The organism is Sporosarcina luteola (assembly GCF_023715535.1).
Taxonomy (GTDB): Bacteria; Bacillota; Bacilli; order Bacillales_A; family Planococcaceae; genus Sporosarcina; species Sporosarcina luteola_B.
Genome location: NZ_JAMBOI010000004.1, coordinates 44749 through 60572, shown reverse-complemented (window position 1 = coordinate 60572; position 15824 = coordinate 44749). Strand labels below are relative to the sequence as shown.

General features: G+C 44.4%; 17 protein-coding genes. All 17 read right to left on the bottom strand.

The genetic code is table 11. From position 1 onward, the window contains the following. The 17 genes from minC to M3191_RS09495 all read right to left on the bottom strand — a co-directional run bounded on the left by minC (position 1) and on the right by M3191_RS09495 (position 15824). Positions 1–672 (bottom strand): septum site-determining protein MinC, encoded by a 672-nt coding sequence (gene minC / locus M3191_RS09575; RefSeq protein WP_251700178.1) that lies wholly within the window; start codon positions 670–672, stop codon positions 1–3. A 24-nt stretch (positions 673–696) separates the two neighbouring features. Continuing rightward, complete coding sequence (gene mreD / locus M3191_RS09570; protein WP_251700177.1) at positions 697–1215, bottom strand: rod shape-determining protein MreD; 519 nt, start codon at positions 1213–1215, stop codon at positions 697–699. Next, the gene (gene mreC, locus M3191_RS09565; RefSeq protein WP_251700176.1) at positions 1212–2108 is read right to left on the bottom strand and encodes a rod shape-determining protein MreC; all 897 of its coding nucleotides are present in this window, start codon (positions 2106–2108) and stop codon (positions 1212–1214) included. The genes mreD and mreC overlap by 4 nt, the downstream gene beginning before the upstream one ends. A gap of 18 nt (positions 2109–2126) precedes the next feature. Then, entirely contained in the window at positions 2127–3143 is a 1017-nt protein-coding gene (locus M3191_RS09560; RefSeq protein ID WP_251700175.1) for a rod shape-determining protein, read from the bottom strand. Between the two features lie 240 nt (positions 3144–3383). Next, positions 3384–4061 carry a RadC family protein gene (radC, locus tag M3191_RS09555; protein WP_251700514.1) on the bottom strand — a complete coding sequence of 226 codons (678 nt, stop codon included), beginning with the start codon at positions 4059–4061 and terminating at the stop codon, positions 3384–3386. Between the two features lie 13 nt (positions 4062–4074). After that, positions 4075–4689 (bottom strand): Maf family protein, encoded by a 615-nt coding sequence (locus M3191_RS09550; protein ID WP_251700174.1) that lies wholly within the window; start codon positions 4687–4689, stop codon positions 4075–4077. A gap of 96 nt (positions 4690–4785) precedes the next feature. Then, on the bottom strand, positions 4786–5454 hold the full coding sequence (locus tag M3191_RS09545; RefSeq protein ID WP_251700173.1) for a hypothetical protein: 669 nt from the start codon (positions 5452–5454) through the stop codon (positions 4786–4788). Positions 5455–5543: 89 nt separating this feature from the next. Beyond that, complete coding sequence (locus tag M3191_RS09540; protein WP_251700172.1) at positions 5544–6299, bottom strand: prepilin peptidase; 756 nt, start codon at positions 6297–6299, stop codon at positions 5544–5546. Beyond that, positions 6296–6982 carry a pilus assembly protein PilO gene (locus M3191_RS09535; RefSeq protein WP_251700171.1) on the bottom strand — a complete coding sequence of 229 codons (687 nt, stop codon included), beginning with the start codon at positions 6980–6982 and terminating at the stop codon, positions 6296–6298. The genes M3191_RS09540 and M3191_RS09535 overlap by 4 nt, the downstream gene beginning before the upstream one ends. Then, positions 6975–7592, bottom strand: coding sequence for a fimbrial assembly protein (locus M3191_RS09530; RefSeq protein ID WP_251700170.1), 618 nt, complete (start codon positions 7590–7592; stop codon positions 6975–6977). The genes M3191_RS09535 and M3191_RS09530 overlap by 8 nt, the downstream gene beginning before the upstream one ends. Before the next feature lie 3 nt (positions 7593–7595). After that, on the bottom strand, positions 7596–8549 hold the full coding sequence (pilM, locus tag M3191_RS09525; RefSeq protein WP_251700169.1) for a type IV pilus biogenesis protein PilM: 954 nt from the start codon (positions 8547–8549) through the stop codon (positions 7596–7598). Positions 8550–8692: 143 nt separating this feature from the next. Beyond that, entirely contained in the window at positions 8693–9136 is a 444-nt protein-coding gene (locus M3191_RS09520) for a competence type IV pilus major pilin ComGC (RefSeq protein ID WP_251700168.1), read from the bottom strand. A 119-nt stretch (positions 9137–9255) separates the two neighbouring features. Next, positions 9256–10467: a type II secretion system F family protein gene (locus M3191_RS09515; RefSeq protein ID WP_251700167.1), complete on the bottom strand. Its 1212-nt coding sequence runs from the start codon at positions 10465–10467 to the stop codon at positions 9256–9258. Continuing rightward, positions 10467–11504 (bottom strand): type IV pilus twitching motility protein PilT, encoded by a 1038-nt coding sequence (locus M3191_RS09510; RefSeq protein WP_251700166.1) that lies wholly within the window; start codon positions 11502–11504, stop codon positions 10467–10469. Before M3191_RS09510 ends, M3191_RS09515 begins: the two co-directional genes overlap by 1 nt. A gap of 10 nt (positions 11505–11514) precedes the next feature. Further along, positions 11515–13173 (bottom strand): GspE/PulE family protein, encoded by a 1659-nt coding sequence (locus M3191_RS09505; protein WP_251700165.1) that lies wholly within the window; start codon positions 13171–13173, stop codon positions 11515–11517. A gap of 30 nt (positions 13174–13203) precedes the next feature. Next, complete coding sequence (locus M3191_RS18690; RefSeq protein WP_251700164.1) at positions 13204–14556, bottom strand: VanW family protein; 1353 nt, start codon at positions 14554–14556, stop codon at positions 13204–13206. A 59-nt stretch (positions 14557–14615) separates the two neighbouring features. Then, positions 14616–15824, bottom strand: coding sequence for a hypothetical protein (locus tag M3191_RS09495; RefSeq protein ID WP_251700163.1), 1209 nt, complete (start codon positions 15822–15824; stop codon positions 14616–14618).

Sequence of the window (15824 nt, the reverse complement as noted above, 5' to 3'; positions counted from 1 at the left end):
CTAGCTCCCTCCTTTGAATGTTGACAGATTTGGCCGCAGAATCCGTAGCTCCTGTAAACGGTCGATGGCAATGAAACCGTTTGGATGTATGTATGCGCATTCCATCTCCGGTTGCTCCGACAAAATTGTCAGTTCATCAGTCATCGTTTCCAACTTATCCGCTATCATCAAATGCGTCGCTTCAAGCCATGAAGCCGCAATGACTGCCTCTTCATTGCCAGTTGCACCTGCATGTGCGATTCCTTTCAATCTACCTAATATATAAATGCTTCCGGCAGCAACTACACGACCGTTCGGATTGACATCGCCGATGACGACGAGATCGCCGTCAGCCTTTACGACTTGTCCGGAGCGGACGATGCCGATATAGGTCTCCGATTGTTTCTCAAGAACTTTCCGATTGCATTCTTCGATTGTAATGACTTCGCTCTGAATCTTTGAAACCCGTAAATGCGGCGATTCGTGCACGACATTCATGATTTCCTTCAGCTCCTCTTCATTACAAAAGCGGTTCCCTGTATGGACTTTCACTTCAGCAAGTCCTTCCAGACTGTTTTCGCTGACTTTATTGCGGAGTTCTGCAATCATGTCCGAATAAGCGCATTTGTCGTCAAGTCGGAGGACAAGCCCGTCTTTTGTCCCTTTTATTGTTACATAGTGCTGTTTCGTCATTTGCGTCCCTCACAGTTTCCTTGATTATATTCCGGCTTTTTGCAGTCCCACTTCATCGATCAGCCGTTTGAATAGATAGCCGAACATCCCCACAAAGATGGAATTGGCGCCCATTGTCGGCATAAGCCGTAGCACGATGAACTCTTCAAAGCCAATTGAGGTCAATGCAATCAGGCTCGCGAAAAAGAATGACAGCAATTCAAGCAGCGCAACCATTGCCAATGATAACAGCATGACAGTGATGATATGACGATGGATTTGCCTAATGATCAAAGCGGCGAAGTAACAGATCACCGGATATAAAAAAGTATATACTCCAATAATATCAATGTGATACATATCATACAAGAGTCCGAGTACGATTCCGTAAAGGATTGCACGTTTGCGACCATAGTAGGCTGTGATGAAAATCAGATATACGATAACAAAACGGGGAACGAGCGTGTAGGATACATCTGCGATCGATATTGGCGAGAAAAGACTGAATACCGGTTCGAGGAAAAATAATATGACAGCAATAAGAGGGATTATGAACCTGATCACGATCCATCCTCCCCCTCTTCTTCCTCGCCGGCGACTTTGCCATCCGTTCCGCTTGTAACCCGGGAAGACCTTTTTACAACCATTACATGGTCCAACATGGAGAATTCCGCAGCCGGACGGATATACGCCAATTTCGTCAATCCGAAATCATCCGTCGATACTTCAGTCACTTCCCCGATCAGCAAACCTTTCGGAAAAATGCCGCCCAATCCGGATGATTCGACCTTCTGTCCTTCTTTGACTTCAAAATTCGAATCGATCCGCTTCATTATCAATTCGCCACGCGTCGAATCATATCCTTCAATCAAACCAAAAATCGACTCTTCACCCGGAATGACCGCAGCCACCCGGAAGTCGCGGTTTTCAGTCGAAAGCAATTCGACTGTCGATTTGAAAGGAGTTACGAGCACCACTTTACCAATCAGTCCTGAAGCGGTGATGACAGCCATGTTCAGCTGTACGCCTTCCACTTCGCCTCGATCGATGATGATTTTCTCTTCCCATTGATCGGGATTCCGGGAAATGACAGTAGCCTGAATCGGCTCGTAATCACGTAGGCTATCTTTCTTGTCTACGATTTCACGCAGATTTTTATTATCCGCTTTCACATCCGCCAACTCCGCTTGTGTTGCGGCATATTCTTTTAATCGCGCTTTCAAATGCTTGTTTTCTTCGTATGTATTCAAGATACCATCGATTTTATCCAATGTGCCTGTAATATAATGTGCCGGTTTCGAGAAGATCGATTGCCCGAAACCGACAACATCTTTTACTATTTGCTCAGGAAGGGTGGCGTTCTGCCTGTCTTTTAAGGAGAATGAAATCAATGCCACTAGGACGATGACGCCTACAAGCAATAAAATCAACCGTTTATTCGAAAAAAATCGCGGCATTGCCCAAATCCTCCCTCATTACCTAACTTGCATCTTTTTGATCACTTCGAAATTATCGAGCGCTTTACCCGTACCGATCGCTACACAATCAAGTGGATCTTCAGCGATGAAGACAGGCATATTCGTTTCATCCGAGATGACCTTGTCCAAGTTTTCAAGCAACGCTCCACCGCCAGTTAAGACGATTCCACGTTCCATGACATCCGCAGAAAGCTCAGGCGGAGTAGCTTCCAATGTTTTTCTAACGCCTTCAATAATTTGTGTGATGGATTCGCGAAGCGCCTCAACGATTTCATCAGATGAAATTTCCAAGGTTTTCGGTAGACCGGTCAAGAGATCTCGGCCTCTGATATCCATCTTTTCAGGTTTAGTAGAAACTCTTGCTGAACCAATTTCAATTTTAATAGCTTCCGCTGTACGTTCACCGATTGTCATATTATACGTTTTACGGATATAACCGATGATTGCACCGTCCATCGAGTCTCCGCCGACACGGATCGATTCGCTCGTTACGATGCCGCCAAGGGAAATGACTGCAACTTCAGTTGTACCGCCACCTATATCGACGACCATGCTGCCCGTAGGTTCCCAAACTGGTAAATTAGCACCGATAGCAGCAGCAAATGGCTCTTCTATCGTAAATGCATCTTTAGCACCAGCTTGTCTTGCCGCGTCAATAACCGCTCGCTGTTCAACAGAAGTGATGCCGAAAGGAACGCAAACCATGACGTTCGGCTTCTTCCAAGCGCTTCCTGCAGCTTTTGTCGCCTCTTTTAAATAATGCTCGATCATCGCTGTTGTAATTTCAAAATCCGCAATGACGCCGTCTTTCATCGGCCGAGTCGCTACGATGGAACCAGGCGTACGCCCAATCATATTTTTAGCCGATGATCCGACTGCCACGATTTCATTCGTCACTGTATTTTTCGCTACGACGGACGGCTCTCTAAGAACAATCCCTTTTCCTTTAATGAAAACTAATGTATTTGCTGTGCCGAGGTCAATCCCGACATCTCTTGATCCAAATCCAAACAAATCTGTTCTTCCTTTCTATTCGACCGCATAATTATGGTCTTCTTGAAATCATACACCACATTATAACGGATTGGAGAACAAATTCACAGTGTCAATAGCAATAGACTGGATTTTGATGCTATCGCCTTCCTTCTCCACGCAGCTTCAAGAAGCCCCTGGAACCCCTTCATGCTGTAGGGTCAGGCGCCTCTTTCCACTACTTATTTTACATAAATGCATTTCCAATTTAGGAGTTAATTGCTAACTCATATACCCTTTTTCCTTAAGACTAATGAAACGATGATCTCCGATTATGAGATGGTCGAGCAACTCGATTCCGATAATCGAACCCGCTTCGACAAGTCTATTCGTCACCTCAATGTCCTCCGGCGAAGGCGACGGATTGCCGGAAGGATGGTTATGCGCACAAATTATGGAGGCTGCAGAGCGTTTCACCGCTTCGCGGAAGATTTCCCTGGGATGAACGATGGATGAATTCAAGCTGCCGATGAAGATTGTCTGTTTGTGCAGCACTTCATTTTTCACGTTCAGGAACAGGACGACAAAATGTTCCTGAACGAGGGAAGACATATCCGTCATCAAGTAAGCCGCCGCGTCTTCCGGTGATTTGATGACATAGCGGCCTTCCGAATGCTTGCGGGCGATTCTCTTGCCGATTTCCACGGCGGCAAGTATTTGGACGGCTTTCGCTTGTCCTACACCTTTGACAGACATCATTTCTTCTACGTTCGCATCCCTCAGGTCCTGGATTTTATCAAATGATTTCAAAATCCTGTTGGCAAGCATCAGAACCGACTCTTCCTTCGTCCCAGTCCGCAGCAGGATGGCAATAAGCTCCTGATTCGACAGGCTGCCTGCACCTTGACGGATAAGCCTTTCACGGGGTCTATCCGCGATATGTACATCCCGGATCATCATCTGATTTTTCACATCAGCTGTCAACGTACCATTCAGCCTCCTTCAACACGACGATGTCTTCTTCACGCAATATCCCCACCAGCTTCGATAAAGGCAAACCGACGACATTGAGATAATCCCCATCAATTTTTTCGACGAGGAGCGCTCCCGCGGTTTGGATGCCATATCCTCCTGCCTTATCCATAGGATCGCCGGAGTTCACATACGACTTGAGAAGCTGATCGTCCAGTTCCTTGAACGTCACTCTCGTCTCGACTGAAAACGCTTTCGATATTCCGTTTCCGAGAATGCTGACACCCGTGAAAACTGAATGGGTATTTCCGGAAAACTTCCTCAGGAAGCTTTCGGCTTGTTCTTTCGATGACGGTTTGGGATAAATCTCCCCTTCAAAGACGACAATCGTGTCAGCCGCGATGACAATAGCATCCGATCGCTGTTCCGACACCGCAGACGCCTTTTTGACAGCGAGCTTCTGGACATAATCCGCGAAGTCCCCTTCCACTAATTCTACGACTTCTTCGACATCGCTTGGCATGGTATCGAACTGGATGCCAAGGTTTCTGAGCAGCTCCTGCCTTCTCGGTGAGCCTGAAGCCAGGATAATCCGCCCTTTTGTAATGAATTCCATATAAGCAACCTCCTTCTTCTTTATCATACTAGAGAAGGAGTATAATGGGAATTTTCACAAATCGACAAAAACGAGAGTTTGTCCCGTTTTCCCGCATTAAAAATTGATTTTCACACAGCCGTTTTTATGAGAATACTGGGAAAGCAGGTGGAGTCGTACAATACGCAAATCAGATGTGAAGACTGTCAATGCTAGTAAATTCTTACGGAAATCAGCAATTTTCTCATCATCCGCTTCACCTTCCGCAACAGTTGTTAAAACTTTAATTTTGGAGAATTCGGTTTCAGACAGAGCGCTTCTTAATTTACCAGCGCCGACAGAGGAACAAGACGATATATCAGCGAAAAACGGCTTTTTAAACGTCATCTCATATTCGCTCACGTCAATTTCCTCTTCCTGCATGCCAACAGCGCTCCACACATAGAACTGCCCCCCGATTTCTAGTACGGCTGCCTTTGCGAGACTTACATCCTGCGCCACAAATTCCTGCGCCGACTGTACGCTAGAAAACACACCATGCTGTTTAGCGAACAGTTGGAGAGGGGCTTCTTCCGGCGAAATTGCAGGACCGGAAGTAGGAGTCGTTTCACCGGATGCAGGCGGATCAGTCACCAGTACTTCCTTTTCTCCCGCCTTTTCTTTCCCTTGTCCATTCGTACCGACAATTATGAAACCTACGATTGCCACGGCTGCAATGCCAATGATGACGCCGTGCAGCATCGCCATCGCGACTGTCACTTTCGAATATTTCTTCTTGAAGTTCATGCCAGACCACCCCGTTTTTAGTAACCGTATCAAATTTGACATGAAAAAGAACAAGACGTATGTCGTCTTGTTCCAAGAAATTTATCGACTTAAATGAATAAATGCTGATACCATTCGACAAGGTCTGCTCCGAAGAAATACGAAATGACGGCTGCCGCCGCAATGGAAGGTCCGAATGCGACAGGCGTCTTCCTGCCTTTTCCGGTTTTCTTCAATACATAAAGACCGACGACAGAACCAATCAACGAAGCGAGGAACAACGTCAATAGTGTATTCACCGTCCCAAGCACTAGCCCGATGACGAAGAACAACTTGATATCTCCTCCGCCCATTCCACCTTTCGACACGACGGCAATAAGATACAGCACGGTAAAACCGACTGCGGCCCCAAGCAAGCTATCCCACCACGGCGTTGTAGGGATTGGCCACCGAAGGAACAAAAGCGCGATGGCGAACGGCAAAAGCACTTTGTCGGGGATTAGCATATACGCGTAATCGGATACAGTGATGATGACCAGCAATGAGACGAAAAGCAACGCGATGATCAATTCATATGTAAAACCGATATGGTAATACGAAAATGCAAATAAAACACCAGTTAAGAATTCCATAAAAGGATACATTGGGCTGATCTTCTGTCCGCATCCCCTGCATTTTCCGCGAAGAGCGACATAGGAGAATACAGGAATCAAATCAAGCAGACGCAACTTCCGATGGCATTTCGTGCAATGGGATGGCGGAGCAATGATCGATTCCTTTTTCGGCACACGGAGACCTACGACGTTGAAGAAGGAACCGAAAATGATGCCGTACACGAAAAATAAAAATATCCAAACAATGTTCATTCACTATCACCTAGTCCAGGCATTTTGTTGATCGGCGTCGGGTCCTGTTTACCAGCCGGTAACGGAGCATCCACTTTCGGCGCTTCATCTTCAAGATTCCCTAAATCCGGCCGGAATAACGCATGGAACGTGACAATTAATTCTATCGGACCATCCTCTTGTTCGATCGTCCTCACTTCATCAGGAGCTGTGAACTCTATACGGTCCATAATGAAGATGCGCTCCATCGATTCGATTTCTTCGATGAACCGGTCGATTTGCATATACGCATCCGCTGCCAAGTGCACTTCTGTAATGACAGCCTGCAGCACATTTTGAACTTGTTCAGGCGCATTTTCAATGATCGGTTCTTCCAGGGAAAAATTCACTTCATGGACGAAGGCATCCGACTTCACTTCCGCCTTCTGAACTTGCAGGAGGATCAGATCTTCTAGCGGCTTAACTGGAAGCTTCTGCTGCAATGGACGCGAGTTGGATGTCCCTGTATTACTTTGCTGCGCCTCTTGACGTTGCAACGCAAACAGGATATCCCGTTCATTCGCCAACGTCTGTGCAGCGCGTTCATTTGACTCTTTGGAGGGTGCATAAATTTGGAAATACGAATACGCAGCAAGGATAAGCAGAAATAAAATCGACAACACTAGGAGCCCCATCTCCTTTTGGCGTTTTGTCAAATTACTCATCGGAGTCATCCTCCTGTCCATCAGTTTCTATCGTTTCTTCGATTTCGACAACAACACCGCGTTCATCCACGTATTCAATATGATAAGTCGCTGCAAAACGGGGTAGCGTCTCCAAATGACTTTCTTCATCAAGACTTTCAGCCACCAACGACTCCATTGTCGCTGACGACACGACTGTCGATGATTTGATCCTCGTTAAATAATAGGCAGCATCTGACTTATCATCAAATTGGACAACGACTGTCGACTCATGAGGAGCTGTAAATTCGAACGAAACAAAAAAGCCCCGCTCCGGCAATAAAGCGATCATTTCACGCAATAAAGGCAATGTATCGTACCGATACGCTTCCGCCCATTCAACGGTAGAGGCAAGTATCTCCCGATCACCTGCATGTGACGAAGGCTGCATATTCTCCCGGATCGTCTCCTGGGTAGCATGCAAGGAAGCAATCTGTGTTTCCACCCGGGCAGTCTCTTTCGATAGGGAGAGGGATAAGACAAAAAGAGTCGCCCAAAAAAGAATAGCCGCACCTAAAACAACAAGTGCAGCAATGAGGAGCGTCGACCGCTCCCTCTCCTTTTCAGGCAATAGATTAATATCAACGAGCATGAACTACACCTCTTTCAATGCCAACCCGATCGTCCGATTGAAGGTTGCGGGCAATTGTTGTCCATCTTGAAGTTCCAAAGGTCTTTTCAGCAAACGCTCCGCTTCGATAGAAAACCGCTCGCGTATAGCAGACAATAATTTTTCCATATCACCGTATTCGCCATTGACGAGCAGATGTGTAATAGAAGCACTTCCGTTATGTAAATTATATCGATAAAAGTTCATCAGCTTCTCGAGTTCCATCACAATTGTAGTAGGTGTGATCGAATGGGGATCCACATGAGCATCCGCAACAATCGAAAGATCCGCGGATTGCGACAGATCGACAGGCCGCATGAAGAGCGGGTAATGTTTATGGAAAATTGATACCGTGAGTACACCGTCATGCAAATCAGCGATGAGAACATGCTCATGTCCGCCAAATTGGTACACCTTGTAAGCAAGGCGATACAGTGCAAGTGGTCCAATGTCTGCAACGACGGGATTCAGTCTCACCGCTTTGAGCACATCTTCGTACTTGTCCAAAATGCTTTCCTTCGATGCGATTAAGATAGCTTCCTTCGTTCCTTCATTCAAACTGCAAGGAACTACGTCAAAAACCGGATCATCAAATGGCAAATAAATTGTCGAACCTATTTCAATGAAGAAATGCCCTTTCAATTCATCCGACTGAACATCTTCCGGATAAGGAACCTTCCGAATCATCACATATGTATCAGGAGCAAGGAACTGGACATCGCGCTTCGCAATGCCCCACTCCTTCAAATGCCCTTCCAAAATGACCACCAGTGCTTCCGCATCGACAATCTTCCCCTCGACGACCGTATTCGGCGGAAGCGCAACTTCCTCCGCAACATCGATGACAAGCGGATCTTGCGACTTCAAACGGACAAAACGGACGGCATCATCTTCAATTGTGAGTGTTGCCGGCTGTTTGCGGCGTGAGAAGAAAGACATTTTGCTAGCTCCTAAGTTAATCTCAAAATAAACTTTAATTATCAAAAGATTAACAATGTATTTTGGGGAAAATCACAATTAGAAATTTTAAGTTTTCTATAACTAAAAATATACAACAGAGTGAAAAATGAAAGGGTAGATAATTAATCTACAAATGTAACTGAAGGAGAATTTCCTTCTTTGGCATCTGCCTCGTTAATATTAGAAATTGTCGCCGCAGTAAAGTTCACTTTTTTACCTTTTTCAGTCTTGGTAGTAGCGTCCAATTCATTTCCTCCCTTTTTATATGTGACTGTACCATCATTATCTGCATCGAAGCTTCCTGCATTGTCTAAGTAATCCCCATCGACTAATTCTTCAATAGTAACTGGGTCGGCCCCAGGATTTTCTATAAAGTATAGATTGGCCGCCGAGAGAACATTTTGGCCATCTGAAAACTGAGCTTTTATCCTTGAACTTTCGATAATTCCGCCAATCGCGGGCACAGCTATGGCTGCAATAATCCCCAAAATTACAATTACCGCCAAAAGCTCGACGAGTGTTAACCCTTTTTCATTTCTTAAACGTTTTTGTAATAACTTTTTCATCATTATTCCTCCCTATTCTCCCTAATTTCCAATTTCAAGTTAAGAATACCAAACTACTAGTTGAAATGAAACTATCAAACTGGATTTTTAAGTAAATATTTATTTTTCGACAAAATTCGTTACATATTATCTATTTCCGTGAACAAACTGAACATCGGCAATAGAATCGACAGTACTATAGTTCCGACTAAACCCGCCAAAAGGACTATCATTAATGGCTCAATCAATGCTTTTAGTCGATCCGTCGAGGCATCGACTTCTTTTTCATAGAAGTCAGCCACTTTTCCAAGCATCGCATCAAGCGACCCGGTCTGCTCCCCGATTGAGATCATATGGGGAATGAGGGGTGGAAACGCCCAATGGTCGGCCATCGGCTCTGTCAATGATCCGCCTCGTTCCAATGATTGTCTTGATTCGCCAACGACCCGAGAAATAACTTCGTTTTCTACAATCTTTTCCGTCATCGACAATGCCTGCAAAATCGGAACTGAACTCGCAAATAAGGAACTGAGCGTCCTCGTCAATGTGGCTAGCGCTGATTTCTTCATTAGATCGCCGAAGATGGGAAGTCGTAACAGAAAAGAGTCCAGCAAGTATTTACCTTCCTTATTGTTACGCATCATGACTATGCCAACTACTAATGCAGACACAGCTAGAATGAAAAGATACCAATATGCCACCATGAAATTACTGGCCTTCAAAACGAATTGTGTCAACAATGGAAGTTCGCCACCAACACTTGCGAACAGATCCACGAACATCGGGACGACGAAGGACAACAGGAAAATGACGACGCCAATTGCAACGATACCAACTACAATTGGGTAAGACATTGCAGATATAACCTTCTGTTTAGTCATATGCGCTTTTTCGTAATGCTCCGCAAGCCTGTCCAGCGAATCATCGACTGTACCTGACATTTCTCCGGCTTTTATCATGTTAATGACTAATGGCTCGAACGCTTTCGGGTGCTTCATTAACGTATCGGATAGCGAACCGCCTCCCCGCAGATCATCCCCTACCGATACTAAAATCTTTTGGAATGGCTTCGATTCGACCTGCAAAGAAAGTATTCGAATCGACTCCACAATCGTGACTCCTGCCCGAAGCAATGTCGAAAATTGGCGAAGGAACATGATGAATTGGGTCCGCTTTATCGGTTTTCCAAGATGGATCTCTTTCGTGAGAACCGTTTCGGCCTGCTCGGTCAAATTGGTTACCCGGATTCCTTGGTTCTTCAATTTCAACGCAGCTTCCCGTTTATTCGCAGCAACAATGACGCCGGATCTTTTTGAATTTGCATCACGGCCATCATATTTGAACCTAGCCATCAATCATCACCTTCGATATACGGCACTGCCGATTCATATGAAATGAGCCCTCGGTCAAGAAGCTGCCTGACCGAAGTGTCCATCATATGCATTCCCATTGATCGATTCGTCTGAATGACATTAGGTATTTGATGGACCTTTTCCGAGCGTATCAAGTTTGAAATCGCGGAATTGTTGATCATCAATTCGGTTGCTACTCTCCTCCCTTTCCGGTCAACAGTAGGAAACAGACGTTGCGACAAAACAGCTGTCAATACGCCAGCCAACTGAACACGGATTTGGGATTGCTGTCCGTGCGGAAAGACGTCTATGATTCTGTCGATCGTCGAAGCAGCGCTCCAAGTATGAAGCGTCGCCAGAACAAGATGCCCCGTTTCAGCCGCAGTGATGGCAGTTGAAATCGTCTCAAGATCCCGCATCTCCCCTACTAGAATTACATCGGGGTCCTGCCGTAAAGATGCACGCAATCCATCTGCAAAAGTGCTTGTGTCGAAGCCGACTTCCCGTTGGTCGATGATGGAAGCTTGATGGGAGTGAACATATTCAATGGGATCTTCTAGAGTGATAATGTGTTTGCGAGACGTCTCATTCAAATAACGGATCATCGCTGCAAGCGTTGTCGATTTCCCCGAACCTGTAGGACCTGTAACCAAAATAAGACCTTGGGGAGTTTCAGCCAACGACTTTAAGATCCCGGGCACTTGCAGTTCATCAATAGATGGAATGATCGTCGGGATTGTCCGAAAGGCAAGCGAAATTGAACTGCGCTGCTGAAACGCATTGACACGGAAACGTGCGATTCCCTTCAATTCATATGAATAATCAATCTGGCCCTTCTCCAGAAATGCCCCGAATAACTTTTCCGGAATAGTCGATTTGGCCGCTTCCTCAGTAAATTCATCATCCATGGACACTTCCCCATAACGTTTCAATTCTCCATGTATCCGGAAAACAGGAGGCACGCCGACTGTCAAATGGATGTCAGACGCTTCTAATTCAAATGCTTTTTCTAATATTGAATTTATTGGTTCATTCATAGCTATACCCCTATTCGATAAGTGAAACACGTAAAACTTCTTCCGTAGTAGTGATGCCCTGCTTCACTTTCTCCAATCCATCATCAATCAAAAACACAGTGTCGTTCCGCATCGCGATTTCTCTCAGCATTGCAGGCGTGCCATGGTTATTGATCACTTCGCGCATTTCGTCGTTGATAACGAGCACTTCGTGAATTGCTACCCTACCCCGGTATCCGGTCATATTGCAAGCTGCGCAGCCTGGCCCACGGACAATCGTTTCAATTTCCATACCGCGTTTTGCAAAAATCTCCTTCTCCCGGTTTGATGCAACCATTTCCCGTCCGCAATCCCGGCAAACCCGACGAATGAGCCGTTGTGCAATGATTGCATTCACGGACGCAGTTACAAGAAACGGCTCGACGCCCATATCGATCAATCGCGTAATCGACGCGATGGAATCATTCGTATGAATCGTGCTAAGAACAAGATGACCTGTCAATGAAGCACGAATTGCAATTTCCACCGTTTCACGGTCACGGATTTCACCTACCATGACAATATCGGGATCTTGCCTAAGGATTGAGCGCAATCCGTTCGCAAATGTTAGACCGACCGCGGAATTCACTTGAATCTGATTGATGCCTTCCAGTTGATATTCAACCGGATCTTCAACGGTTATAATATTTACTTCTTCTTTGTTCAATTTATTCAACGCAGCATAAAGAGTGGATGATTTACCCGACCCGGTCGGCCCGGAAATGAGAACGATTCCGTTCGGACGCTCGATCTCCTTCATGAATCGCTCCATATTGACTTGGCTGAAGCCCAATTTCATTAAATCGTTCAGCGAGCTGCTCAAATCCAAAATCCGCATGACGACTTTTTCGCCGAATACGGTAGGCAATGTAGAAACCCGCAGATCGATCGGACGGAAATCGATTGTCGCTTTGATCCGCCCATCTTGCGGCACTCGATGCTCCGTAATATCAAGGCTCGACATGATTTTAATTCGTGCTGTGAGCATGGCTTGCATATGTTTCGGCAAATACCGTTCCGTCTTCAGCATCCCATCGACCCGGAACCGGATGACGACTTGATGCTCCTGGGGGTCTATATGGATGTCGCTCGCCTTCTGCGTAATGGCAGACGACAATAACTGATTTACAAGACGGACGATCGGGGAATCAAGATCGGTCAGTTCATCTTGCTGCTCCCTTGTTTCTTCTGGTTGTTCAATGAAAAAGTCTTCCAGCAATTCATCTTCGTAATACTTCGATATTGTTCGTAAAATATCATCCTTAGAAGCGATAGCTGTTTCAATATGGAATCCTGTTGACAACCGCAAGTCGTCGACGGCTAAATAATCCATGGGGTCAGACATTGCTACAAACAGCCTGTCTCCGTCAGCTTTCAATGGTACGAGCAAATTTCTTTTCGCAAATTCTTTCGGAACAACGTTGAACAGCTTGGGGTCAAATGGGTATCTGAATAGATTGACGTGAGGAATCCCTAACTGAAATTCGAGCACTTCAATTAATTGTTGTTCGGTTATATAACCTCTTTGGAGAAGTGCGTCCCCGAGTTTTTGATCTCTAGGTTTTTCCTCCAATGCAGTTTGGAGCTGGGCGTCTGTAACGAGTCCAGATTCAACAAGCAAATCGCCCAGTCGTTTTCGTGTTGTCGCCATTTACATCCCTCTTTCACTTGTCTGCCTCGGTCATTTTCCTGATATCGGAAGGCCACTTTTATCGTAAATGACTTCCTCTTCAGTCGACTCATTGGTGTTGGTTTTATCAACAGCATTGGTGTTTTTCGATTCCACTTTTCCCGGATTATATGTTTTAGTATCTAGATTTGTTTGTGTCTCGTTATTAAGTGGGGGGGCTACTACCTCGTCAGTAGTACTATCTGCCTCTATTGGGTCTTCTGTTGCAGATCCTTTATCTTTAGACAGTGGATGAATTTCAACCCGATGGATTGGTGCATAAAAGTCCTCGGAAATATTCTCCGTATCAATAACTTTTCCGTCAACAGACAGCGTGCGTGTTACAATCGCTTCGATGCCTTCTTTGCCTTCGTGTGAAACAACGACCTGTCCATCATCGATAAACGTGCTGTATTGACGCACAGTCTTCGGTTTATATGTTTCTAATTTAGAAACTCTAGGTTCATAAGTGTAATAGAACGGCCTGCCTTCAATCGAAACGTGTATCGTGCCAGATGACCAGGCTGCCCGGATGGTGAAATCCGTCTTGTTCGAGTTCGTAAACTTTAGGTCGAGACCTAATGTCTGGTTCATTGCCGCTTCGAAACCGGGTTGAATAGTTGAAGACACAACTGTACCGACATTCCGCTCATCGACTTGGAAATTTGTTTGGAGAACTGCGCTATATAAAATGGATGAAAGCAATGTCATTTCCTCATCAATAAGCGGTCCGATTTCAGGACTTGTCAATACCTCCGACATGGAAAAAGATTCAAATGGTCCTATAACTGATTGGTCCAATGCATGAATCGCTTTTGATAAAGCAGGCGAGATACTGTCAATGCTATATTCGGATGATGTGAGAATTTCATTCTGTACCTCACCGGCTCCAAGATAATCAGTTATATGGACATTTATAGGCATGATCCCTGTTTGTAATTCCTCTTCAATGCCTGTAGCGACCGAATTGATTGCGTTTTCCGAGAGCTGAATCTTGGGAAGTTCCTGGCTCAGAACGGTTTGCAATCCTTCACGGGAAACAGTTGCGATAATTGGATTGTCCTCACCAGAATTCGTGTTAGCAAGGGTCATATCGATATCGAATTTGATTGTTTCAGGTGGAAGTGGGAATTGGAAGTCTTGATAGATTAAGTTTACTTCTAATTTGGTCTGAAGTTCTGATAGGTTCGATGCTAATTTTGATTTTGCTTGTTTTGCATTCTTGTTGGATATGTTGAAAGGGCCAATGAATGTGTACTCAGCGTAATGTTTGTTGAAGCGGAAATCCGATGCCAAAGCGACACCTGATATTATAAACAAAAGGAATAAGGACGCTATAATAATAGTAACTATCTTTCTATTCACTTTGAACACCTTCTTTCATGTACTTATCTCATCCATCTAATTTCATTATAGACCCCAAATTATTCATAGTTTACATCTTCTATGATTGGACTTGTCCATCCAACCGAGTTACTATTTCCTAATTTACATTGTTCCCAAACCTCATTCTCACTGTTTACTTGAATCATCTCTCCGTGTATTTCCTTTTTCCCACTAACTATAAAGTGTTCCATGTGAATTAGTTTACTCCCTTGTCCAACAGTTAAATTTCCTTCTACTTTAGATGAGTCACTAACGCAAACAAGTGAGTTGTGAAGATCCAAGTGCCCCTTAAAATGGGCAGCTCCTCTAATTATCATTGTAGATTTAGTCATATTCTGCACGTTACTATTAATGTCCAATGCTCCGTTAACTTTAATCGAAGAGTTATTAATATTATTCATGTTTTGCTTCACCTTAAAACTGCCATCTATAATTAGGTCTGACTCATTCAGATTATTGAATACATGAACTTCTAAAGCACCTTTGCTATATAATTTAGAGTATCTCACGTCAAAATTTCCATTAGGACCAACAAATCCATCCGAAAAATAAACAGTTGAGTTATACACACTATCATACCCGCCATTTTTAGCACCTTTACATGTCACCTTTGATAACTTCTTATTAATTTCACAATCAGTAGCCCCTACATTATCCGGATAAAGTTTATGCATATTAGGAGTGGATCCCATCCCACCCCCACTTGAATTCGATGATCCGCTTAGGTCGGGTATATTAAATAACTGCTCAAATGAAATCACTTTCCCAGTTCCATTTTTTCTACCGACTGAAATCCCTTCCACAATAACGGTATACGTTTCGGGGAACCCTGTGACAGAAGTAGCTTCTACTTCAAAACTATATTGTTCGATATTCTTTCCTTTTGAACTCCCCAAAATTTCTTTATTAAAAATCCTCTCTAATTCTTTTGTTGTATTTTTTCTGGTTATATTATAGTCAATAACTTTAGCTTTATTATTGAGGTTGTTAAGCTGCTTTTTTATATCTTCCTGGATGAATCTTTCCAGGTCCGGCACAATTGAAAAGTAAAAATTTGAAAGGTAATTCTTATAATAATCGACCCCTGCCTCCGCTGCTACCACTTTCAAGTGGCTAACATCAGTTAGCTGTTCTTGCTTGGCATTACTAACTGAACCTCGTAAAAAGACAGCGGTGATTGTAATTATGAATACGATTAAGAACAAGACTAAAAGTAGAGCGTATCCTTGTTCATTACGATATTTCAT